Source organism: Pseudonocardia abyssalis, from assembly GCF_019263705.2.
Classification (GTDB): Bacteria; Actinomycetota; Actinomycetes; order Mycobacteriales; family Pseudonocardiaceae; genus Pseudonocardia; species Pseudonocardia abyssalis.
This window is the reverse complement of the sequence record NZ_JADQDK010000001.1, coordinates 3,924,177-3,945,615: the sequence shown is the minus strand read 5'-3', so window position 1 is coordinate 3,945,615 and position 21,439 is coordinate 3,924,177. Positions and strand designations below refer to the sequence as shown.

The window sequence follows — 21,439 nt, the reverse complement described above, 5'->3', positions numbered from 1 at the left end:
CGTGGATGCTGGTGGTGCTGGTTCTTGGGCGGACCACGGTCACCGGGTCAGGTGCTCCGCAGCCCGAGGTCGGCGAGGATGCTCGCCGCGACGACGTCCGAGTCGGGCGATGCAGCGGCGTCCGGCTGCAGGAGTCCGCAGGCCCGGGCCCTGCCGTGCGCCCGGACGTAGATGACGACGCCGCAGTTCGTCCGACCGAACTCCTCGAGGGCCCCGACGAGCTCCTTCCGGCAGATGCACGACTCGGCTCCGAAGACGTCACCGGCGAGACACTCGTCGTGGACGAGGACGGGCACGTCGCCACGAGCCGTTCCGGCGACCAGAGCCAGGTGCTCGCTGCCGGAGGGAAGCTCTCGGTAACCCAGGGCACGGAACGTCCCGAAGGACGTCGGCATGGCCGCATCGGCGATGCGGACCAGCCGCGGCTCGTGGCGGAGACGGTAAGAGACGATGTCGGCAACGGACAGGTGCACGAGGCCGTGCTCGTCGGCGAAACGCGTCAGCTCGGCACCCCTCGCCATCTCGCCCGGCCGGTCGGCGGAGACGATCTCGCACAGGGCGCCGGCCGGTGCGAGCCCCGCGAGACGGGTCAGATCCACGGCCGCTTCCGTGTGGCCCGGTCTCTTGAGGACTCCCCCCGCGTGTGCGCGCAGGGGCACGACGTGGCCCGGCCGCAGGAAGTCCGCCGGGGACGAGGAGCCGGAGCCCAGCGCGGCGATGGTGGCCGCTCGGGAGGCGGCGGAGATCCCCGTCCCGGTACCGCGCAGGTCGACGGTCACCTGGTAGGCGGTCCTGAACCGGTCCTGGTTGTCGTGGGTCATGGGTTCGAGCCCCAGCCGCTCGCAACGCTCGCCGGGCAGGGCGACGCAGAGGAAGCCCGACGTATGCCTGACGGTGAACGCGACCAGCTTCGGAGTGGCGAGCTCCGCGGCGAAGATCAGATCGCCCTCGTTCTCGCGGTCGTCGTCGTCGACGACCACTACGGGATCGCCGGCAGCGAGGGCGTCCAGTGCGGCGCGCACTCGCTGCTCCGCAGTGCATCGGGAGTGGTTGTTCCGCTCCAGCGCCCCGGTTATGCACGTGATCTTCATCGATCTAGGCCGTCGCGAGCCGGCGGAACCGGCTGCCGTGGAAGACCAGGGGCGCGATGTCCGGATCGACACGCAGATTGTGGACCCGGAGCAGGATGACGTCGTGGTCGCCTGCGGGGACCTCGGCGTGGATGCTGCAGTCGAGCCACAAGGTCGCCCCTTCGACGAAGACGCCACCCCCCGTCGAACTCGTCCAGTCGCTCTCGGAGAACCGGTGGTCCGCCGCGCCGGCCAATCGCCGGCACACGCCTTCCTGTTCTTCCCCGAGCACGCTGAGCCCGAGGCGTCGCCGGGTTCGGAGGGACGGCCACGTCGTCGATGCGTGCCGCATGCTCACCGAGACGAGCGGGGGTTCCAGCGATACGGAGGTGAAAGAGCTGGCAGCCACCCCGATCGGGGTGCCGTCCACGTCGGCGCAGATCGCAGCGATTCCTGACGGGAAACAACCGAATGCACGCCGGAGTTGCTTTTCGTCGATCACGGCTTCGAACACGGGGCACCCATTCTCGTCATCGGGATGTGGTGTGGGGCGATGAACCGCCGGACGAGCTACGGGCGGCCGGCGTGCGGGACGTCGACCCGCAGCGTCAGCAGTCGGGACTCGTGGGTGGCTGCCCGCGCGGCGGGATCGAAATCGGGGGCCGCGCACACGAACAGGGTTCGTCCGTCGTCCCCGCCCAGCATGCAGGCGAAGACACCGCTGTCGACCTGCACCTCGTCGACGATGTCGCCGCCCTCCTTGACGTGGAGGAGCTTGCCGCTCAGGGCGTCGGCGATCCACAGGGCGCCCTCGGCGTCGAGGCAGCAGCCGTCGGGCGCGACCTTGACCTGGCTCAGGACGGTGCTGAAGTCCGGCCCCTCAGGTACCCCCCCGAACTCGGCCCAGACGCGCCGGTTCGTCAGCCGCCCGGTGTCATCGACGTCGAACGCCGTCACTCGGTTGGCGAACGTCTCGCCGACGACCAGGACGTCGTCGTCGGTGATGACGCTCCCGTTGGGGAAGTGCAGGCCGTCAGCGGCCTGCGCGACGGTGCCGTCCGGGTCGACCCTGACCAGGGCCGTAGGTGCGGGATCCGCACCCGCGCCGAGATCGAAGCCGAAGTTGCCGACGAACGCCCGCCCGGCAGAGTCCACGACCATGTCGTTGAGGTTGCCGCCGACGTGCCCGCTGAGATCTGCGTGGACGACGACCTGCCCGTCGTGCTCCTGTCGCAGCAGGGTGCGGTCCCGTGCCGAGACCACGAGCAGTCGGCCGTCGGGCAGCCAGCCCAGACCGCCCGGCTGGTTCGGCACCTCGAGCTCGGTCCGGAGGCCGGACCCGTCCTCGGTCGCAGACAGGACCCGGTTGGTGTAGAAGTCCGAGAACCAGATGCGACCGTCGTGCCACCGCGGGCATTCCGTGAATGACATTCCGCTGACGATGGTGGTTAACGCGTCCATGGGTCAGCTCCTTTCGTCGTCAGAACAACTGGTGTGGGGCAACGCTCGGCAGTGTTGCAGGGAGTACGGGTCTCGAGTTGTCGCATTCTGGGACCCTCGTGATTCCGCCCGGTGTAGCACTTCGCTACACCGTCGGCGCAGATCCGCCCGATAGCGTCCGCGGTCGAGCAATTCCCTCAAGAATCGACAAGAACGGAGACCTCCAGTGCAGGCGAGTCTTCAACTCCTGTTCCAGAACCTCGACACGGGCAAGTCGGACGCAGAGCTCTACGCTGCGGAGCTGGGTCTGGCCGAGCTGGCCGAGTCCCTCGGGTTCTCGGCGATCTGGTGCGTCGAGCACCATTTCGACGCCGAGTACTCGATGTGCCCGGACAACATGCAGCTGTTGTCCTACCTCGCTGCCCGGACCGACAGCATCGAACTGGTCCCCGGCGCGATCATCCTGCCGTGGTGGACGCAGCCGCTCCGCGTCGCCGAGAAGGTCGCCCTGTTGGACATCCTCGCCGGGGGCCGGGTCCGCCTGGGTCTGGGTCGAGGTCTGGCCCGGAGCGAGTACAAGTCGATGGGCATCGACATGAACGAGTCCCGAGATCGTTTCGACGAGGCTGCCGAACTCGTCCTGAACGCACTCGATACCGGTACCGCGGTCGGCAACGGCCCGTACTTCACCCAGCCCGCCGCCACTCTCGCTCCCGCGCCCCCCAGAGGCTTCCGCGACCGGATGGTGTGCATCGCGATGTCCCCGGACTCGCTCAGCGTCGCCGCCCAGATGGGTGCCGCCATGGCGACGTTCGTCCAGTTCCCCATCGAGCAGCACGCTCCGCTGATCGCCTCCTACCAGGAGGAGTTCCGTCAGGCGCAAGGCCGGGATGCGCCCCCGCCCACCCTGACCGAGTTCGTCGTCTGCTCCGAGGACGCGGAGGAGGCGGAGCAGTTGGCCACCGAGCACATCTCCCGGTACTTCATCTCGGTGATGAAGCACTATGAGTTCGCCGGAGTGCACTTTGGTGACACGAAGGGCTACACGTCGTACGACGCAGTGGCGGCCATGATCCGAGACGCCGGCCAGGAGGCCGCTGCGCAGGGGTACGTGCAGGCGCAGACGTGGGGGACCCCCGACCAGATCATCGAGAAGATCCGTGCCCGTCGTGAGGTCATCGGGGACTACGACCTGAACTGCGCGTTCTACTACGCGGGCATGCCGGTCGAGAAGGCGGAGGCGAGCATGCGCCTGTTCAGCGAGAAGGTCATCCCCGAGCTCAAGGCCTTCTGAGGGCTGTCGGAGGTGGACCCGGACGACCCGGGTCCACCTCCGGACACCTGACGGCACGACGCGCCGACGATCAGCCGGCCGTCCCGTTCTGCTACACAATCTCGCGACGCACCGCCGGTAACCTCCACCTCGCGACGGCTGCCACCGGCCGTCCTGTGCTGCCAACGAGGGCGGACGGGAGGCCTGCAGATGCCGAGCTGGCTCGATGAATTCTCTCGAGCTCGCGACGAGTTCCTCTCGTCCTCCCTCTCGCGGCTGCCGCCGTCTCCCGAACTGATCCGCCCCACGGTCTACGAGTCCTGGCGACGGTCCCGTCTCCAGGGGCTCCATCCGGAAGAGGTCGAGCCCCGCCACCTGACCGAGATCGAGTCCGACGGGTACCTCTCCCGTACGGTCACCCAAATCGTGACCAAGTACGAGGCAGCCCTCGAGTACGGGGCCTATGCGCTGGTCCTCACCGATCGCGACGGTCGACTGCTCCACCGGTGGGTGAGGAACCCCGGTCTCGCCGCGGTGATGGACGGCATCGGCGTCGCCGCCGGTACGACCATGGACGAGTCGACCGTCGGGACGACGAGTCTCGTGGCCATGCTGACCGGTCGACCTGAGATGATCAGAGGTCCCGAGCACTTCTCGGAGAAGTTCCGGGACTTCAGCTGCTCGAGCGCGCCGATCGTCCACCCGGTCAACCGCAGGCTCCTGGGGAGCGTCTCGCTCATCTGCCGCCTGGGGGACACCGCGCCGATCATGCTTCCCTGGATCATCGAGTTCGTGGGGGCGGTCGAGGACGCCTTGCGGGCCAGAGCGTCCCGACGGGAGCAACGGCTCCTCGACGCCTACACCACCCACAACCGCGACGCGCGTCGTCCCGTGGTCGCGCTCGACTCGAGCACGATCATCACCAACGCCGCGGCAGCCCGACTCCTCGGCGGGGTCGACCAGAGCCTGCTGTGGGAACACGCTCGTCGTAGTCTCGTCGATCGATCGACCGGCCCGAGCACCCTGACGCTTCCGAACGGTGAGGTCGTGACCGTCGACTGCCGCGCGGTGTCGAGCGACGAGCACGACTCCGGTGCGGTGCTGATGCTCAGGAGTGCGGCCCCCCGTCGACGCGGCGAGGGTTCGTCCGCGATCGCGGCGCAATCGGGTGAGCTGCCGCGTCTCGTCGGCCGGAGCGACAGCTGGCAGACGCTGTGCCGACAGGCGGCGGGTGTGCGTGGTGGCACATCACCGGTCCTGGTTACGGGCGAGTCGGGTACCGGGCGACTCGCCGTCGCCCAGGCGCTGCAGGGGTGGCACGACGTCCGCGTCATCGACGCCGCCGACGCGTCGTCACGTGGACGCAAGAAGTGGTGTCGCGACCTCGCCTCCGAACTGGACGGCTCGGGCGTGTCCGTGGTGATCCGGCACGTCGATCTCCTCGCCCCACCCCTCGCGCTGGCGGCAGTCGCCGTCCTTCGTCGGGCATCTCCCGTCCGGCTCCTGGGAACAGCCGAAAGGGCCGGGGTCGAGTCGGCGAGGCACAACGCGCTGATGGACTCGTTCGTGTCGGTGCTGGATGTGCCGCCGCTCCGCGACCGACTCGATGATCTTCCCGTTCTGCTGGCGGCGTTCACGGACCGGGCAAGCGGCGGCCGGGCGGACCTCGAGTGGATGCCCGAGACCGTCCAGGCACTCAGCCGGGTGGACTGGCCGGGGAACCTCAGCTCGCTCGACGCGCTCGTCCGCCGGGTCGTGGCCGGCCGGTCCACCGGCCGCCGCATCGGGGTGGCGGATCTGCCACCTGAGTACCTCACACGGCGGGCCCGGCGACCGCTCGCCAGCCTGGAGCAGACCGAGGCCCACGCCATCCTGGCCGCGCTGCGGGCTGCCGGTGGGAACAAGAACCAGGCCGCGCTCTCGCTGGGGATCGCCCGGTCCACGCTGTACCGCAAGGTGCGGGCCCTCGGCCTGGACCTGTCCTCCACCGTCTACTGATCAGGCGTACGACGTCAGCGGGTGAAGACGATCTTCCCGGCCACCTCTCCGTCCAGCATGGCGCGGAAGCCGTCGGCGGCCTTCTCCATCGGGAGCTCGAGGCCGATCTCCGGGGAGATTCCGGTGTCCGCGACGAAGGCGAGGAGGTCGATCAGCTCCTGCCGGGTGCCCATCGTGGATCCCTCCACCCGGATCTGCAGGAAGAACAGGCGCTGGAGGTCGGCGGAGGGCGCGGCTCCACTGGTGGCACCGCAGCAGATCACCGCGCCGCCCGGGCGGACCGAGCGCATGGAGTGGGCCCAGGTCGCCTCACCGACCGACTCGAAGACCGCATCGACCTTGCCGGGCAGCCGGGCGCCCGGCTCGAAGGTCGCGTGAGCGCCCAGCCGTTCGGCCAGCGAACGCTTCTCCTCCGTCCGGCCCGTGACCCAGACCCGGATGCCGGCGGCGGCACCGAGCTGCACGAGTGCCGTCGACACGCCGCCGGCCGCACCCTGCACGAGCATGGTCTGACCAGGACGCAAGCCGGATTTGGTGAAGAGCATCCGGTACGCCGTGAGCCAGGCCGTGCCGAGAACGGATGCGGCCTGCGTGGACACCCCTGCCGGGACCGGTACGACGTTGCGCTCGGGCACGATCACGACGTCCGCGAACGCGCCCTGGTGCTTCTCGGTGAGCAGGGTGCGCCGCGGGTCGAGTGTCTCGTCGCCCGACCACGCCGGGTCGCCGATCACCGGGTACACCACGACCTCGGTGCCGTCCGGGAGCGTTCCGGTCGCGTCGCCACCCAGGATCATCGGGTACTGGTCCGGCTTCAGGCCGACCCCGCGCAAGGTCCAGAGGTCGTGCATGTTCAGGCTGGCGGCCCGGGTGCGCACCGGCACCCAGCCCGCGGGGATCTCGGGCTCCGGGCGTTCGCCGACGACGAGGGCGGCGAGGGGATCGGCGGGGTTCGGCTCACTGGCGTAGACGGCGAACACGGCACTCCTTCAGTTCGATGATCTTAGAAACGTAGACACATCGAACTGTCTGGGCAACGGGTGCGTGACCACGCCCACGGCGGAGGAGGTCGATCTCCGAGGTGCTATGCGAGCATGGACGTCGATGAGCACGGATTCCCCGCCCGCCCCTCCGGTCCCCTCGCTGCGTGACTCCTACGTCGCGTTCGCGAAGGCGATCGCCGATCCCACGCGGCTGGACATGCTGCTGCTCATCGGCGCCACGGGGGAGTACCCCTGCACGAAGCTGGAGCAGAAGCTGCCGATCAGTAAGTCCACCATCTCGTACCACGTGAAGGTCCTGACTCAGGCCGGGCTCGTCAAGGTGCGACGGCAGGGCCGGTTCTTTCACTACGAGCTGCAGCGCGACGTGCTCGACTACTTCGCACCGGACCTGCTGACTCGGCTCCTGGCCGGCAGCATCGAGGGCGACTCCTGACGGGCGTGGGGGAGCGTCATCGCGCTCGCCCCGGTCGGCCGGAGGGCCGGGTCAGCCCTGCTGGACGTCGGCGGTAGCGCGGATGTCTGCTGAGCGATGGCTGGCCCTGGAGCCAGGCGGCGGTCGCGTCGTCGAGGGCCTGCCAGCAAGAACACGGTCGTCACAGCTCCGTCTCGAAGGCGGCTCGAACTGTGCGGGGACTACTCACCCCGACGGCTTGGCGCGATCCGGTCGCGTGGTGCGGCGCGTGGTGCGACCGGACGTCGCGTGGCGGAGCAGCGGTACTCACGCCTGGTGGTGCGAATCCGCCCCGGCGTCGCCCCAGGACCTCAACAGTGCGCCTTCTCGATCACGCTCCGAGGCCCGCTGCGATCGGGACGCCCCGGCATGCCCGTCATCGACGTGCAGCCGAGGCGTCCCGTTGTCGTATCTGCCGATCCGTCGGCTCAGGAGGTGGCGAGGAGCTCGCTGAGGTACTGGTCGACCTGCGCGATGTAGGTGGGCGCCACGCCGAACAGCCCGAGGTGGCCGAGGACGTCGTCGATCACCCGCAGCTGCGAGTTCGGCGTCAGAGCCTGCTCGGTCTCGTGGTCCCGCACGGGGAAGAACATGTCCTCGTTGATCGGGAGGATCCGGGTGGTGGCCGTGCTCCTGCCGAGTGCTGCGGCGAGGTCACCGCCGGTGTGCCGGGCGACGTCGCCGCGCTGCCACTTCCAGGCCATGCACAGCAGGTCGTTCGGGTCCATCGCGGTGAAGTAGGGCTCCAGGAAGCCCGCCATGAACGCTTCCTTGGACTCGAACTCCAGCGCCCGCCACACCTCCTGCTTCCAGAACTCGGTCGAGAAGCCCATGACGGCCCAGATCCCGGCGTGGCGCTTGAGCCCGTCGACGACGTCGGCGTTGGAGGAGTACTCGCCGTCCTTGAAGCCCGGATCGGAGGTGATGGCCTCGACCAGGGCCTTGGTGTAGAGGAAGTCGTGCGGCGTGTTCTGCGCGGTTCCCGCGATCGGTGCCGCGCGCCGGACCTTGTCCGGGAAGCGGACCATCCACTCGTAGGTCTGCTGCGCACCCATCGATCCGCCGACCACCAGTTGCAGGGTGTCGATCCCGTAGTGCTCGCGCAGCAGCCGCTCCTGGGCCACGACGTCGTCGCCGATCCGGACGTGGGGGAACCGTGACATGCCGATGCCGGCGTTGGCCCCGGAGGCGTTGTGCGGGCTGGTCGAGAGGCCGCCGCCGATCTGGTTGATCACGACGATGAAGTACTCGTCCGGGTTCAGGGCGTGGTCGGACCCGATGTAGACGTCGCGGAAGATCTGGTGGGATCCCGAGTACCAGGTCGTGACGAGGATGGCGTTGTCCTTGGCCTCGTTCAGGGTGCCGAAGGTGGCGACGGCGAGCTGGCAGTCCGGAATCGAGCCGCCTTCCTCCAGGTCGAGCCGGCCGACACTGATGAGGTCGTAGTCGCCGTGGAACTCGTGCGAGTAGTACGGGTTGTCGATCATGTCGTTCCTCCTAGCGGGCGGTGTAACCGCCGTCGATGACGAGTTCGGAACCGGTGACCCACTTGGCCTGGTCGGAGGCCAGGTAGACCACGCCCCAGGCGATGTCGTCGGGGTCGCCGGTACCGCCGAGCGGGTGGGCGGGGTCGAGTGCGCCCCGGGCGTCGGCCTCGGACAGGCCGGCCTCGCTGGCGTAGCGGTGGACCATGTCGGTGAAGATGAAGCCGGGGTGGACCGAGTTGACCCGGATGTTCTCCGGCGCGTAGGTGAGTGCGTCGTTCTTGCTCATCGCGCGGACCGCGCCCTTCGAGGCGTGGTACGGGGGGATGTCGGCACCGCCGAGGATCCCGTAGATCGACGAGATGTTGACGATCGAGCCGTGTCCCGCGGCGCGCATGTGGGGGATCACGTGCTTGGTGCACAGGAAGACGGCGGTCGAGTTGACCGCCATGACCTTCTCCCAGTCGGCGAGGTCGAGCTGGTCGGTCGGCTTGTTGACGCCCTCGATACCGGCGTTGTTGACGAGCACGGTGATGCTGCCGAGCTCCTCGACGACGGAGGCGAGGGACGACGAGACTCGGTCCTCGCTGGTGACGTCGACGCTCCTGAAGATCGCCTTGGCGCCGTTCGCCGTCAGCTTCTCGGCCACGTCCTGGCCCCGCTCGTCACGGTCGAGGATGGCGACCGCGGCGCCTTCCTCGGCCAACCTGGCGGCGATGGCCGCTCCGAGACCGTTCGCGCCGCCGGTGACGACGGCGACCTTGCCGTTGAGACGAGCCATAAGGGCTTCCTCCCGAGAATGGGTGTACGTGCACAGCTAGGACGACTGTCGACGTGTCTCACGGGGCGGCCGTGTCCGATGTTGGGACACGTCGCCGTCCAGGACGGGAGAGCAAGATGGGTGCGGACACGAGGAGGTGCCGCCCGTGAGCGATTCCGCGGACCGTCGCTACCTGCTGGCCGTGGCACGTGCGAACTTCCTGGAGGGCGCCGGCGAGCCCGTCCGCAGCGGTGTGCCGGACCACGTCCTCGCCTCCTGGCGGCGCAGCGTCTCCCGAGGAGTCCAGCCCTCGGTCGTCGAGAGCCCGTACAGCACCGAGCTGGATCTCGGTTCGCGGCTCGTGCGGTGCGCCCAGCCGGTGCTGGACCAGCTGGTGGAACAAGTGGCCGACATCCCGATGTGCGTCGCCCTCACCGACGGCAGGGCCCGGCTCCTGATGCGCAAGGACAGCTCGCCTTCCTTCGGCCGCGTCACCGACCGCGTCTGCTTCGCGCAGGGCTTCGGCTACGCCGAGGAGGCGGTGGGCACGAACGGCGTGGGCACGGTGCTGGAGTACGGCCAGTCGGTGCACATCGTCGGCCCGGAGCACTTCGTCGACACCTTGCAGTCCTTCGCGTGCGCAGGTGCCCCGATCCGGGATCCGTTCACGGGGCGGATCGAAGGGGTGCTCGACATCAGCTGCTTCGCCGACCACTCCAGCCCGATCCTGCACTCGATGGTCAAGGCGGCCGCAGCGCGCATCGAGCGCAACCTGCTTGGGGACCGCAACCAGGGGCACCAGGCGCTGTTCGACCTGTACTCCCGTGTCGACGCCAGGTCGCGGGAAGCCGTACTGGCGGTCGGCCCTACCCTCGTCATGGCCAACACGCGCCTGCAGGCGGCCCTCGACGCCAGCGATCGGGACGGTCTGGAGAGCCACGTCCGGTTCCTCATGCGTCGGCCCGCGACGATCGACGACAGGATCGATCTGCCGTCCGGTGTGCGTGTCCGGTTCCGCGCCTCGACCGTCGCGGTCGGTGATGAGGTGGCGGGGATGGTCGGCGTGGTCACCGTCCTCCCGGAGGTTGCCGGGACGGCGTTCCCCCACAGGGCCGGTCGGCCGGCGACGCCTGGGAACGAATCCCTCCGGAGCCCGCGTCCGCGCACTGTCGAGTCCAGCTCTCCCTCGTTGCGCACAGCTTCATCCACGGTCGCCGACGCCGTGGAGCACGGTCACGCGGTCCTCGTTCTCGGTGAGCCGGGTAGCGGCCGCTGCGCGCTGCTGCGCGAGCAGTTCGGCCGGCGGCACCCCGCAGGTGAGAGCGTCGAGATCCTGCCGGACGAGCTCGCGGCAGCCCCCCGAGATGCGGCGTCGCGGATCCTCGGAGGACCGGCGGGCTCGGTCCTGCACATCTGCCGGGACATCGATCGCGTGCCGGCCGCGGCGGTGACGACCTTCCTGGACCGACTCGCCGGAGCCGGTGACGACATCCCGCTGTTCGCCGCCACGAGCGCGGAGCCGAGTCGGTCGGACGGACTGCACCCCACCCTGCTGACGCTGTTCGGGACATCCGCGACCGTGCCGCCGCTGCGTCACCGCGGCGCTGATCTGCCCGCCCTGACGACGTTCCTGCTCTCGGAACTCGCGCCGCACCGCGACGTCCACCTCACGCGGGAGGCTCAGCGCATCGTCGCCGCCTACCACTGGCCCGGGAACGTCCAGCAGCTGCGGAGCGCCCTCGTCGACGCCCTTCGGGTACGGCCGGTCGGCGCGATCGACGTCGCTGACCTGCCCGCCTACTGCCAGAGCGCACCGCGGCAACCCCTGCGACCTGTCGACGAGGCGGAGCGCGACGCGATCGTCGCGGCGCTGCGAGACGCCGGGGGGAACCGCAAGGCCTCCGCTGCGGCGCTCGGCCTCGCGAGGTCCACCCTCTACCGCAAGATCCACCAGTACGGGATCACCGACTGAGTCGATCATGTTCCGTTATCGGACACCTCCACCCCGTGAGACACAGCTCACGATGAATCCGATCGTGATGCCGCACACGAAGGGTTCACCGACGATGACGTCCGCAACAGAGGTCGACAAGGCCGTCCAGCAGTTCGACGCGGTGGTGCTCGGCGCCGGCGTGTCCGGGCTCTACCAGCTGCACCAGCTGCGCGAGCAGGGCTTGAACGTGAGGGCGTTCGACGCCGCGGGCGACGTGGGCGGGACGTGGTGGTGGAACCGCTACCCGGGCGCCCGGTTCGACTCCGAGAGCCACGTCTACCAGTACCTGTTCGACGAGAGCCTCTACACGGACTGGTCCTGGAGCCAGCGGTTCCCCGACCAGCCCGAGATCGAGCGGTGGCTGCAGTACGTGACCGAGCGGCTCGACCTGCGCCGCGACATCCGGTTCAACACCAGGATCACCGCCGCGCACTACGACGAGGAGCGCGGCCGGTGGACCGTGCACACCGACCAGGGCGACGTCATCGACACCCAGTTCTTCATCTCGTGCGCCGGCATGCTGTCCGCGCCGCTGAAGAACATCGAGGGCACCGACACCTTCCGGGGCGAACTGGTGTTCAGCTCGTCCTACCCCGCCGAGGGTCTCGACCTAGGGGGCAAGCGGGTCGGCGTGGTCGGCGTCGGGGCGACCGGGATCCAGATCATTCAGACGATCGCGTCGCAGGTCGGGCACATGACGGTCTTCGCCCGCGGCCCGCAGTACACGCTGCCGATGAAGAACCCGACGTACACCCAGGCGGACCAGGACGCCTACAAGGCCCGCTTCACGGAGGTGGCGGCCAAGCTCCCGCACACCTTCAGCGGGATGGAGTTCGAGTGGGAGCACACCTGGGAGGGCACCACCCCGGAGCAGCGCCAGGAGATCCTGGAGGAGTGCTACCAGGACGGCTCGCTGAAGCTGTGGCTGGCCAGCTTCGGCGAGATGTTCTTCGTCAAGGAGATCAGCGACGTCGTCTCGGAGTTCGTCCGCAACAAGATGAGTGAGCGGCTGAAGGGCGACCAGCACCTGATCGACACCCTCATTCCCACCGACTACGGGTTCGGGACGCACCGCGTTCCCCTCGAGAACGGGTACCTGGAGGTCTACCACCAGGACAACGTCGACCTCGTCAACGTCCGGGACAACCCGATCGCGCAGATCCGCCCGGAGGGCATCGAGCTCTCCGACGGCACCGTGCACGAACTCGACGTGATCATCCTGGCGACCGGGTTCGACGCCGGCACCGGAGCGCTCACCCGCATCGACATCCGCGGCCGCGAGGGACGCGAGCTCGCCGACGAGTGGGGCCGCGACATCCGCACGACCATGGGCCTGGCCAAGCACGGCTACCCGAACCTGCTCACCACGGCGGTCCCGCTCGCTCCGTCCGCGGCCCTGTGCAACATGACCACCTGCCTGCAGCAGCAGACCGAGTGGATCTCGTCCGCGATCAAGGACCTCCGCGAGGAGGGCAAGACCACGATCGAGCCGACCGAGGAGGGCGAGGGCGCTTGGGTCGAGCACCACGACGAGGTCGCCGGCGCGACGCTGGTGGCCGGTACGACGTCGTGGTACCTGGGCTCGAACGTGCCCGGTAAGCCGCGCCGGGTGCTGTCCTACCTCGGGGGGGTGGGCACCTACCGGCAGAAGTGCGACGAGGAAGCCGCCAACGGCTACCCCGCCTTCGTCCGGCGCTGACAGCGGTCGCAGACGAGTCCGGGCCGAGCCCTCGGGCTGCGGGCCCGGGCTCGTCTGTCTCCTACGCACGGCCGGGCGAGACGTTTCCGGGAACGGATTCCCGCTCAGCTCGTTCCTGAGCCGGCATCGACGTTGGCGTGGTGCATCACGTGGTGCGAACACCAGCGCGTGGTGCGGCTGCGGATGTGCGATGTCGTGGTGGCGGTCCCTCAAAGGGGGCAGGGGTCAGGTGGTTCGAATCCCCTCAGCTCCACCCTTCCTCACCGGCGGGAACACTCCGCCCGAGTGGCCCATCACGACGACGGTCGTGGTGCGCGGTCTCTCCACTTCGCGCCACGGGTACATCACGACCCGCTCACACAGCCACGCCACTGCACCCGCGAGATCATCATCCGCCCGTTGACGCCACCGCTCGCCGGACCGGCGCGGCTCAGGGGGCGAGAGCAGTAGTCGCTACAGGAACGTCGTGGAGGATCGCCGCAACGTCTCCGCGGGGCCGACGCCGTAGCGGGCGCTGTAGGTCGCGGTGAACCGCCCGTAGTGGTTGAGCCCCCAGCGTCTCGCGACAGCGGAGACTGTGGTCTGGTCCGGGTCCGAGGCGTGCAACTCGGCGTGGATCTGAGCAAGTCGGAACTCGCGCAGGTAGGCCATGGGTGGCCTTCCGACGTGCCGGCGGAAGCCGTCTTCCAGTGCCCGCACGCTCAGCCCGGCCGCCGTCGCCAACTCGGTCACCGAGACGATCTCCGCGGCCTTCGTCTCGATGAGCTCCAGGGCATTGCGGATGCTCGCGGGGGGTTCCACCCGACGGGTGTCGTCCAGCTGATCGACGTAGTTGTGCGGCTGTGCCCGCAGCAGACCGCTCATCGCCAGCCTGGCGAGTCCCCCGGCCATGACCGGATCGGTCGTCATGCCGTCCCGTCTGTCCAGCTCGGAACGCAGGAGTTGCAGGATGCGAAGGAACGACCCGCCGCGCGGTGCCCCGAGATCCATCTCGAGGTCGAAGCGGAGGGGTGCGACCAGCGACCTGCCGAGCAGCGAGGCCAGCACGCGCTCCAGCGTCGCCGGCTCGAAGCGGGCGGTGACCAGCCGGCAGTCCTGGCTCCAGTCCTCGAAGAACACCGGTTCGCGGGGGGACACGACCACGCCGCGCCCGCGCGAGGCCACGACCGAGCCCTTTCCCGAACCGACCCGCACGTGCCCCACTCCCGCGAACACGACGACGTAGTACCCGGGCGGTGGCGCGTAGAGCCGGACGTCGGTCCCGAGTTGGATGTAGCCGAAGTCCAGGCCGGGCATCCCGTTGGTCCACAGACGCATGTCGAGCCGGCTCGATCGGCCCGCGATCTGCAGCTTGTGCGGGGCGTAGGCCTCCGAGATCGCGGCGCTCGCCTCGTCCAGGTCGCTCGTCTGCACGAGGGCTCCGGCCGGAGGCTGAACCTCGGCGAGGACCCCGCCCCCGGGCGATCGGCTCGGCTCCATCGCGCGATCACCTCCCCTGCTCGTCACGGCATCGGGCCGGCCGTCGCCGGTGCTCGGAGCCCGACCATCCTAAGGTCCGGGTAGGGCAGTGGGAGCCGGTTTCCGCTGCCGAGCATCCGGCTGTCGCTGACGATGCTCAGAAGGACCTGGCTGCAGGCACGACCTTCTCGGCGACGTTGCGGAGGTACCGCGCCGACTGTTCGAAACGACATGTCCGGCCGGTGGGCCATGAGATGTCGTCGCTGCTCTCGCAGCGGACTTCTGGGCGCGGAAAGCGGACGGAGCCCAGCGAGGATCGGCTGGTCGAGCGCGTGGGTCAGTCCTAGCGTGAATCACGCATCCTGCAGTTCGTGAACCGTGAACGCGGAAACAAGGCAGGCCCGTGTGTCGACGTGGACGGAGTCCCCAGTGGTCAAGTCCTGGCTTTTCGAGATCTTCAGCTACCCGTACGACCAGGATCCGGCGAAGTTCGACCCGCAGTTGTGCAAGGAGCTCTACGACTGGAAGCTGGATTCCTGGGTCGCCGCCGAGGACTACGGTTTCGACGGCGTGTTCTTCTCCGAGCACCACTTCACGCCGTACAGCATCAGCCCGTCGCCGAACCTGCTCGTGGCGACGCTGGCTCAACGGACGAGCCGGATGAACATCGGTGTGATGGCGAACATCACCGCCTTCCACAACCCGCGCCGGCTCGCGGAGGAGGGTGCGATGCTCGACCACCTCACCGGTGGTCGGCTCGAGATCGGAATGGGGCGCGGGGTCGACGAGCCCGAGTTCATCCGCGAGGGCGTCAAGATGGAGGAGACCCGCGCACGGTTCGAGGAATCGGTCGCGCTCATCCAGTCCGCGTGGAAGGAACCCACCTTCACGTTCACGGGGGAGTTCTACAACTACGACAACGTCGGCATCTGGCCCCGACCGCTGCGCCCCGAGCTGCCGATCTGGGTCACTGCGCTGAGCCCGCAGACCGTGGCGTGGGCGGCCCGACAGAACTTCAAGTTCACCTCGGTCTTCTCCCCGACCGAGAACATGCGGACGATCTTCGAGGGCTACAAGAAGGCCGCCGCCGATGCCGGTCGCGATGCGGAGCCCACCGACATGGGCGTGTGCCGCAACGTGTTCATCGCCGACTCCGAGCAGGAGGCGCGCGATCTCGCCGAACCGGCCTTCGACGCCCTGTTCGCCGCCTTCAAGGAAGCGGCCGTGTTCAGCGACCTCGACAACGTGCCCGCCGGCTACGAGCACTACCAGTCGTTCTTCCGGCCGTTCGCCGGTGACGACGTCTCCTTCGACGCCCTCGTCGGGATCGGGGCGATCTGCGTCGGGACGCCGGCGACGGTCCGGGACCAGATCGTCGACCAGGTGGAGACGATCGGCTGCGGGAACTTCCTGAACTGGGGGTCGTTCGGCAATCTCACCAAGGAGCAGACCATGCGCTCCTACCAGCTCTACGGCGAGCACGTGGTACCCGCTCTGCACTCTCTGTCGGTCTAGCCGTGGCCTCCGACCTGGCGCTGTGCTGCATGTCGCACACCCCGCTGCTGTGGACCGCCGATCCGGGCGAGTCCGTCAGGCGTCGCGTGGACGACGCGCTGCGCGGTGCGAGGGAGTTCGTCGACGCCTTCGAGCCCGATCTCGTCGTCGTCTTCGGACCCGACCACTACCAGGGCTTCCGCTACCAGCTCATGCCGCCCTTCTGCGTCGGGACCGCGGCGACGGCCATCGGCGACTACGGCACGAGCGCCGGTGACCTCGACGTGCCCCGGGCGCTCGCCGACGACCTGATCGTCCACCTGCTTGCGGCCGACCTGGACGTCGCCATGTCCGAGAAGATGGTCGTGGACCACGGCATCTCGCAGCCGCTGGACATCCTGTTCGGCTCGTGTACGGCGAGGCCCATGATCCCGATCTTCATCAACTCGGTGGCCGAGCCGCTGGGGCCGCTGCGGAGGATCCGGCGCCTCGGACACGCCGTGGGGGAATGGGCCGGGCTGCTGGATCGGAAGGTGCTGCTCGTCGGTTCGGGCGGCCTGTCCCACGACGTGCCCATCCCGCGGCTGCGCGAGGCGTCACCGGAGGCCGCCGCCTATCTGGTGGACCGGCGCCGCACCCCCGCCGAGCAGCAGGCCCGCGAGAAGGCCGTGTACGAGGCAGGTCAGGCGTTCGCGCGCGGCGACTCCCCGCTCATGCCGCTGAACCCCGAACTCGACCGGGAGATCCTGCGGCACCTCGAGATCGGTGATCTCGCGCATTTCGACACGGTCACCGTCGAACGCCTCGGCGAACAGGGCGGCAGTTCCGTCCACGAGGTGCGGTCGTGGATCGCCGCGCACGCCGCACTGCAGGCCGCGGGGCACTACCGGACCGAGTCGTCGTTCTACCAGCCGGTTCCCGAATGGATCATCAGCTTCGGGATCACCACAGCACTCACCCGAGAAACGGCCAGGTGACAGAGATGATCGAGAAGGACGAGGTCGTCCGAACCGCCGACGGACCCATGTCCGTCACCATCCGCCACCCCGAGCGGGACGGCCCGTCTCCCGTGGTCGTCGTCTACCACGACGGGCCGGGCCTGCGGGAGGACATCCACGACGTCACCAGGAGACTGGCGGACGCCGGCTACTACGCGGTCCTCCCTGATCTCTACCACCGGATCGGGCCCAGGATCTCGTTCGACATGGCCGGGATCGGCCGGGGGCCGGGCTCGCCGGAGTTCGAGCGGTTGATGGCAGCGGTCGGCTCCCTCGACGACGTCGAGGTGCTGGCCGACACGGCCGCGATGCTCGACCTCATCGCGAAGGACCCCGCCGCCGGCGTCGGCGCCAAGGCGGCCATGGGCTTCTGCGTGGGTGCGCGCCTGGTGTTCCGCCTGCTCGCGGCCGATCCGGACGGGTTCGCCGCCGGCGCGGCCATGCACCCGTCGTTCTGCGTCACCGACGATCCGGATTCGCCGCACCGGAGCGTGGGGGACATCTCCGCCGAGCTCTTCGTCGGTTTCGGGGCGGCGGACACCCTCGCGTCGCTCGAACTCAACCAGCCGTTGCGTCAGGAGTTGGCCCGGCCGACGGTGAACGCCACCGTCGAGGTCTTCGACGGGGCCGATCACGGGTTCATGTTCCCGCGACTCCCGTCCTACGACGAGCACGCGGCGTCGACGTCGTGGGACCGCACCCTCGCGATGTACCACCGAGCCCTGGTGGACCGGTAGTGGAGACGCGGGACCTGGCCACCGGCCCGGACACCACGCACCTCGCGACAGCCGGGGACGAGCAGGGAGAACCGCTGCTGCTCCTGCACGGGACCGGGCCGGGGGCCACCGGGGCACTGAGCTTCCGGCCGATCCTGCCCGGCCTGGCGACGTACCGGTGTCTCGTGCCCGACCTGGTCGGGTTCGGCCGGAGCAGCCACCCCGAGGACCTGCCCGCCGGGCCGGGACCGTGGTTCGCGCGGCGCGTCGACGCGGTGGTCGCGCTGCTGGACGAACTCGGGATCGACAGGGCCCACCTCGTCGGACACTCCTACGGCGCACGGGTGGCGCTCGAGCTCGTCCTCCGCGCCCCGCAGCGGATCGGGCGGGTGGTCCTGCTGGCGGCCGGTGGAACGCCGGTGAAGGCCGATCTGAGGAAGCTGACCGGCTTCTACGACGATCCGGGCGAGGCGTCGATGCGCGCACTGGTGGCCGCGCAGCTGTCCCGCGGTGACGTCGACGGCATCGACGACTACGTCGGCGAGCGCTTCACCGTCGCGGCGCGGCCCGAGGTCCGGCGGTCGTTCCAGGCGGCGACGGCCGCGGGAGATCCCGCGCCCGTCTACGACGGGTCGGTGCTCGCTGCTGTCACCCATCGGGTGCTCGCCGTGCACGGGAAGGACGACGGGACCATCTCGCCCGCGGCGAGCCGCTTCCTGTCCGAGCATCTTCCCTGCGCGGACCTGCACCTCTTCGCGGACTGCGGGCACCTGCTGCAGTTCGAGGTCCCGACGCGCCTCGGGGCCCTGACCCGGGAGTTCCTGGCGGGCGGACGGTGACCGCCGTCGCGACCGACGGCCAGACGTCGATCCTGGCCGATCCGACCGCTGCCGACGCGCCGCGACGGGCCTCCGGAGCTACCCCGGCGCCGTGATCGCCGTAGGCGCCACGCAGACGGCGTCCCGACGGCCGTCGCGTCCGGCTCGTTCGTCGGTGTGTGGATGGACCCCACCGCCCGGGCCGTCGGTACTCGCTGCTGCGCACGAGTGGGTGTGCGGGTGGATCGCATCGACGACCGGGGGACCGGTTCGCCGGGGCCGGTCGTCCACGGTCCAGGGTCGACGACCCGGCCGAGGCTCTGGGCAACGGCGCGGCGGCCGGCAGGTGGGCTGCCGTCCCGGCCGGGGACATCGTCGCCACGGCCCTGTCGTACGGGGACGCCCTCGCGGGCAAGGTCATGCGCAGGCCGAGGCGGGTGCGGCGGCGTTCGTCGAGAGCCTCGGGTTGCGCCCGCCGGACGTCGGTGGCCCGGAGATGGCGCACCGGCTGGAAGGGATGGGCCTGGTCACGGTGGGCCTCGCCGGGAACGGGTGGGCCACTGGGACCTCGCCCTCGGCGTCAACGGGTCCACCGGTTGATCCCGGGGGTGGAGGCGGCCGACCACCTGCGCGGCAGGTTCCCCGGCGCCGGGTCGTCCGCGGCCCGCCGGCTCGGGCGCCCGGGCGCTCAGGCCCTGCCCCGCGGCCGGTCCCGACCGAGGGGCACGACCGCGGGGGAGCCGGTGACCGGGTCGGCCACGACGAGGCAGCGCAGCCCGAAGACCTCCTCCACCAGCTCCGCGGTGACGATGTCCGACGGAGCGCCCTCGGCGACGACGGCCCCGTCCTTCATGGCGATCAGGTGGGTGCCGTAGCGCGCGGCGTGGTTGAGGTCGTGCAGGACCGCGATCAGGGTCCGCCCGGCCAGGTGCAGGTCGGTGAAGAGCTCGAGCAGCTCGATCTGGTGGGTGATGTCCAGGAACGTCGTCGGTTCGTCGAGCAGCATGATGCCGGTCTCCTGCGCGAGGGCCATCGCCACCCACACCCGCTGGCGCTGCCCGCCGGACAGCTCGTCGACGAGCCGGGTCGACAGCCCGCTCACGGACGTCGCCTCCATCGCGTGGAGGACGGCCTGCTCGTCGGTGTCGGTCCACTGCCGGATCAGTCGCTGGTGGGGGTACCTGCCACGGGAGACGAGGTCGGCGACGGTGATCCCGTCGGGCGCGATCGAGGACTGCGGCAGGAGCCCGATGCGCCGGGCGACCTCCTTGGCCCGGTACGTGTGGATGTCGGTCCCGTCGAGGACGACCTGACCGGCGCTGGGCCTGAGCAGTCGGGAGAGGCCACGCAGCAGGGTGGACTTGCCGCACGCGTTCGGTCCGACGATCACCGTGAACGACTCGTCCGGGATCGACACGCTGAGGGACCGCGAGATCACCCGCCGGTCGTAGCCCAGGGTCGCGGAGTCGACCCGCAACCGGACGTCGTCGACGGCCGTCGACGACGCCTCGCCGTCAGGGGCGTGGGGGAGGGTGTGCGACGGCATGGCGTCCGGCAATCGAGGTTCTCCTACGTCGTGGCGGGCGGTGCCGCGCGGGTCCTGAATAAACTTAGCCTCAACTAACTCTGCCTGCTACTGTCATTGCAGGATGCCTCAGGAGCTCGCTCGCCCGGGCGAGGAAGAAGGGTTCGCGGACGATGCCTGTGCAGGATGCGACGGATGCGCGCCGCGTCGACACCATCGGGTTCGGGCCCACCGACGCCGGCCCGGCGATCGCCGTCGAGGCGCGCGACGTGGAGCCTCCGCCCGCCGATCGACGGCGCCGCAGCTCCCCTCGTGACCTCCGCGTACGGGGCGCCACCCGGCCCCGGGGGGCCTGTCCGCCGGTGATCCGCACGACCTGACGGGGCCGGTACCCGCGGGACGGGGACCGGCCGGTCCCGGTGCGCCCGGGGGTCGAGCACGGCCACGGGCCCGGCTCACCGCTGCCGCCGGCTGCTTCCGTGCGCGCGGCCGGGCCCCGTGCGCCGCCGCCCATCCAGAACGCCTGCACGCACGTGCGGCCGACCGCCGTACGCGAGACGACCGGAGGAGACGACGATGGCGAAGAACCCGTTCGACGACGACGAGGGCAGCTTCTACGCGCTCGTCAACCACGAGGAGCAGTACTCGCTCTGGCCGACGTTCAAGCCGGTTCCCGACGGATGGACCGTCGCCTACGGTGGTCCGGACGGCAGCCGGCGCCAGGAGGTCCTCGCCTGGATCGACGAGAACTGGACCGACCTGCGCCCGAAGTCCCTGCGCGACGCCATCGCGCGGTACGAGTCCACCCCCAGCTGATTTCGAGAGAGGCCGTTCGATGCTCCGCACCGTGCTCGGCAGCAAGATCCACCGCGCGACCGTCACCCAGGCCGACCTGCACTACGTCGGCTCGATCACCATCGACGAGGACCTCGTCCGGGCCGCGGGCCTGGTCGAGGGGGAGAAGGTGCAGGTCGTCGACATCACCAACGGCTCCCGCATCGAGACCTACGTCATCACGGGCACCGCGGGCTCGGGCGGCATCTGCATCAACGGCGCCGCCGCGCACCTGGTGAACCCCGGTGACCTGGTCATCATCATGTCGTACCTCCTCGCGCAGGAGGACGAGCTGCTCACCCACGAGCCGCGCATCGTGCACGTCGACGCGGACAACCGGATCGTCGCGCTCGGGCAGGATCCCGCGGAGCCGGTCCCGGGCGCGGTCGACCAGGTCTCCTCGCGGAGCCTGTAGTGACGCCGG

General features: G+C 69.6%; 19 protein-coding genes. 11 read left to right on the top strand and 8 right to left on the bottom strand.

Features of this window, described 5'->3' with window-relative positions:
* Positions 1-47: 47 nt before the first annotated feature.
* The 3 genes from ribB to I4I81_RS19015 form a co-directional block, all read right to left on the bottom strand.
* Positions 48-1,022: a 3,4-dihydroxy-2-butanone-4-phosphate synthase gene (gene ribB / locus I4I81_RS19025; protein ID WP_267461527.1), complete on the bottom strand. Its 975-nt coding sequence runs from the start codon at positions 1,020-1,022 to the stop codon at positions 48-50.
* 73 nt (positions 1,023-1,095) lie between these two features.
* Complete coding sequence (locus I4I81_RS19020; RefSeq protein ID WP_218603868.1) at positions 1,096-1,584, bottom strand: flavin reductase family protein; 489 nt, start codon at positions 1,582-1,584, stop codon at positions 1,096-1,098.
* Positions 1,585-1,640: 56 nt separating this feature from the next.
* A complete protein-coding gene (locus I4I81_RS19015; protein WP_225924637.1) occupies positions 1,641-2,501 on the bottom strand; it encodes an SMP-30/gluconolactonase/LRE family protein in 861 nt (286 codons plus the stop codon).
* A gap of 235 nt (positions 2,502-2,736) precedes the next feature.
* On the opposite strand from I4I81_RS19015, the gene I4I81_RS19010 reads away from it, so the two are divergent.
* Both I4I81_RS19010 and I4I81_RS19005 read left to right on the top strand, forming a co-directional pair.
* Positions 2,737-3,804 (top strand): LLM class flavin-dependent oxidoreductase, encoded by a 1,068-nt coding sequence (locus I4I81_RS19010; protein WP_218603870.1) that lies wholly within the window; start codon positions 2,737-2,739, stop codon positions 3,802-3,804.
* Positions 3,805-3,993: 189 nt separating this feature from the next.
* A complete protein-coding gene (locus I4I81_RS19005; RefSeq protein WP_504739655.1) occupies positions 3,994-5,781 on the top strand; it encodes a sigma-54-dependent Fis family transcriptional regulator in 1,788 nt (595 codons plus the stop codon).
* Between the two features lie 14 nt (positions 5,782-5,795).
* Here the strand turns inward: I4I81_RS19005 and I4I81_RS19000 are convergent, their stop codons facing one another.
* On the bottom strand, positions 5,796-6,761 hold the full coding sequence (locus tag I4I81_RS19000) for a zinc-binding dehydrogenase (RefSeq protein WP_218603872.1): 966 nt from the start codon (positions 6,759-6,761) through the stop codon (positions 5,796-5,798).
* A 124-nt stretch (positions 6,762-6,885) separates the two neighbouring features.
* Here I4I81_RS19000 and I4I81_RS18995 point away from each other — a divergent pair, with 124 nt between their 5' ends.
* Positions 6,886-7,218 (top strand): ArsR/SmtB family transcription factor, encoded by a 333-nt coding sequence (locus I4I81_RS18995; protein ID WP_218616230.1) that lies wholly within the window; start codon positions 6,886-6,888, stop codon positions 7,216-7,218.
* 446 nt (positions 7,219-7,664) lie between these two features.
* Here the strand turns inward: I4I81_RS18995 and I4I81_RS18990 are convergent, their stop codons facing one another.
* Both I4I81_RS18990 and I4I81_RS18985 read right to left on the bottom strand, forming a co-directional pair.
* Positions 7,665-8,723, bottom strand: a complete 1,059-nt coding sequence (locus I4I81_RS18990; protein WP_218601730.1) for an alpha/beta fold hydrolase — start codon at positions 8,721-8,723, stop codon at positions 7,665-7,667.
* Between the two features lie 10 nt (positions 8,724-8,733).
* Entirely contained in the window at positions 8,734-9,501 is a 768-nt protein-coding gene (locus I4I81_RS18985; RefSeq protein ID WP_218601731.1) for an SDR family NAD(P)-dependent oxidoreductase, read from the bottom strand.
* A gap of 145 nt (positions 9,502-9,646) precedes the next feature.
* Here I4I81_RS18985 and I4I81_RS18980 point away from each other — a divergent pair, with 145 nt between their 5' ends.
* Positions 9,647-11,452, top strand: coding sequence for a sigma-54-dependent Fis family transcriptional regulator (locus I4I81_RS18980; protein ID WP_218601732.1), 1,806 nt, complete (start codon positions 9,647-9,649; stop codon positions 11,450-11,452).
* Between the two features lie 94 nt (positions 11,453-11,546).
* Positions 11,547-13,172, top strand: a complete 1,626-nt coding sequence (locus I4I81_RS18975; protein WP_218601733.1) for a flavin-containing monooxygenase — start codon at positions 11,547-11,549, stop codon at positions 13,170-13,172.
* 453 nt (positions 13,173-13,625) lie between these two features.
* On the opposite strand, the gene I4I81_RS18970 is transcribed toward I4I81_RS18975, so the two are convergent.
* On the bottom strand, positions 13,626-14,585 hold the full coding sequence (locus tag I4I81_RS18970) for an AraC family transcriptional regulator (protein ID WP_218601734.1): 960 nt from the start codon (positions 14,583-14,585) through the stop codon (positions 13,626-13,628).
* A 474-nt stretch (positions 14,586-15,059) separates the two neighbouring features.
* Here I4I81_RS18970 and I4I81_RS18965 point away from each other — a divergent pair, with 474 nt between their 5' ends.
* The 4 genes from I4I81_RS18965 to I4I81_RS18950 are packed head-to-tail and all read left to right on the top strand — an operon-like array spanning position 15,060 to position 18,677.
* Positions 15,060-16,145, top strand: a complete 1,086-nt coding sequence (locus tag I4I81_RS18965; RefSeq protein ID WP_218601735.1) for an LLM class flavin-dependent oxidoreductase — start codon at positions 15,060-15,062, stop codon at positions 16,143-16,145.
* A gap of 2 nt (positions 16,146-16,147) precedes the next feature.
* Positions 16,148-17,101: a 3-carboxyethylcatechol 2,3-dioxygenase gene (locus I4I81_RS18960; protein ID WP_218601736.1), complete on the top strand. Its 954-nt coding sequence runs from the start codon at positions 16,148-16,150 to the stop codon at positions 17,099-17,101.
* A gap of 5 nt (positions 17,102-17,106) precedes the next feature.
* Positions 17,107-17,859 (top strand): dienelactone hydrolase family protein, encoded by a 753-nt coding sequence (locus tag I4I81_RS18955; RefSeq protein WP_225924635.1) that lies wholly within the window; start codon positions 17,107-17,109, stop codon positions 17,857-17,859.
* Positions 17,859-18,677, top strand: a complete 819-nt coding sequence (locus I4I81_RS18950; protein WP_218601737.1) for an alpha/beta fold hydrolase — start codon at positions 17,859-17,861, stop codon at positions 18,675-18,677. The genes I4I81_RS18955 and I4I81_RS18950 overlap by 1 nt, the downstream gene beginning before the upstream one ends.
* A gap of 667 nt (positions 18,678-19,344) precedes the next feature.
* Here I4I81_RS18950 and I4I81_RS18945 read toward each other — a convergent pair.
* On the bottom strand, positions 19,345-20,202 hold the full coding sequence (locus I4I81_RS18945) for an ABC transporter ATP-binding protein (protein WP_218601738.1): 858 nt from the start codon (positions 20,200-20,202) through the stop codon (positions 19,345-19,347).
* A gap of 555 nt (positions 20,203-20,757) precedes the next feature.
* Between I4I81_RS18945 and I4I81_RS18940 the strand changes: the two genes are divergently transcribed.
* Together I4I81_RS18940 and panD are read left to right on the top strand one after the other, a co-directional pair.
* On the top strand, positions 20,758-20,997 hold the full coding sequence (locus I4I81_RS18940) for an MbtH family protein (protein WP_218601739.1): 240 nt from the start codon (positions 20,758-20,760) through the stop codon (positions 20,995-20,997).
* 19 nt (positions 20,998-21,016) lie between these two features.
* Entirely contained in the window at positions 21,017-21,430 is a 414-nt protein-coding gene (gene panD, locus I4I81_RS18935; RefSeq protein WP_218601740.1) for an aspartate 1-decarboxylase, read from the top strand.
* The last annotated feature ends 9 nt before the right edge of the window (positions 21,431-21,439 follow it).

What these genes read in the sequence shown, in the direction of transcription:
- I4I81_RS19015 (WP_225924637.1), bottom strand. Translation starts at nt 2,501, where the DNA reads ATGTCATTCACGGAATGCCCGCGGTGGCACGACGGTCGCATCTGGTTC.
- I4I81_RS19005 (WP_504739655.1), top strand. Translation starts at nt 3,994, where the DNA reads ATGCCGAGCTGGCTCGATGAATTCTCTCGAGCTCGCGACGAGTTCCTC.
- I4I81_RS18995 (WP_218616230.1), top strand. Translation starts at nt 6,886, where the DNA reads ATGAGCACGGATTCCCCGCCCGCCCCTCCGGTCCCCTCGCTGCGTGAC.
- I4I81_RS18990 (WP_218601730.1), bottom strand. Translation starts at nt 8,723, where the DNA reads ATGATCGACAACCCGTACTACTCGCACGAGTTCCACGGCGACTACGAC.
- I4I81_RS18985 (WP_218601731.1), bottom strand. Translation starts at nt 9,501, where the DNA reads ATGGCTCGTCTCAACGGCAAGGTCGCCGTCGTCACCGGCGGCGCGAAC.
- I4I81_RS18975 (WP_218601733.1), top strand. Translation starts at nt 11,547, where the DNA reads ATGACGTCCGCAACAGAGGTCGACAAGGCCGTCCAGCAGTTCGACGCG.
- I4I81_RS18955 (WP_225924635.1), top strand. Translation starts at nt 17,107, where the DNA reads ATGATCGAGAAGGACGAGGTCGTCCGAACCGCCGACGGACCCATGTCC.
- I4I81_RS18945 (WP_218601738.1), bottom strand. Translation starts at nt 20,202, where the DNA reads ATGCCGTCGCACACCCTCCCCCACGCCCCTGACGGCGAGGCGTCGTCG.
- I4I81_RS18940 (WP_218601739.1), top strand. Translation starts at nt 20,758, where the DNA reads ATGGCGAAGAACCCGTTCGACGACGACGAGGGCAGCTTCTACGCGCTC.
- panD (WP_218601740.1), top strand. Translation starts at nt 21,017, where the DNA reads ATGCTCCGCACCGTGCTCGGCAGCAAGATCCACCGCGCGACCGTCACC.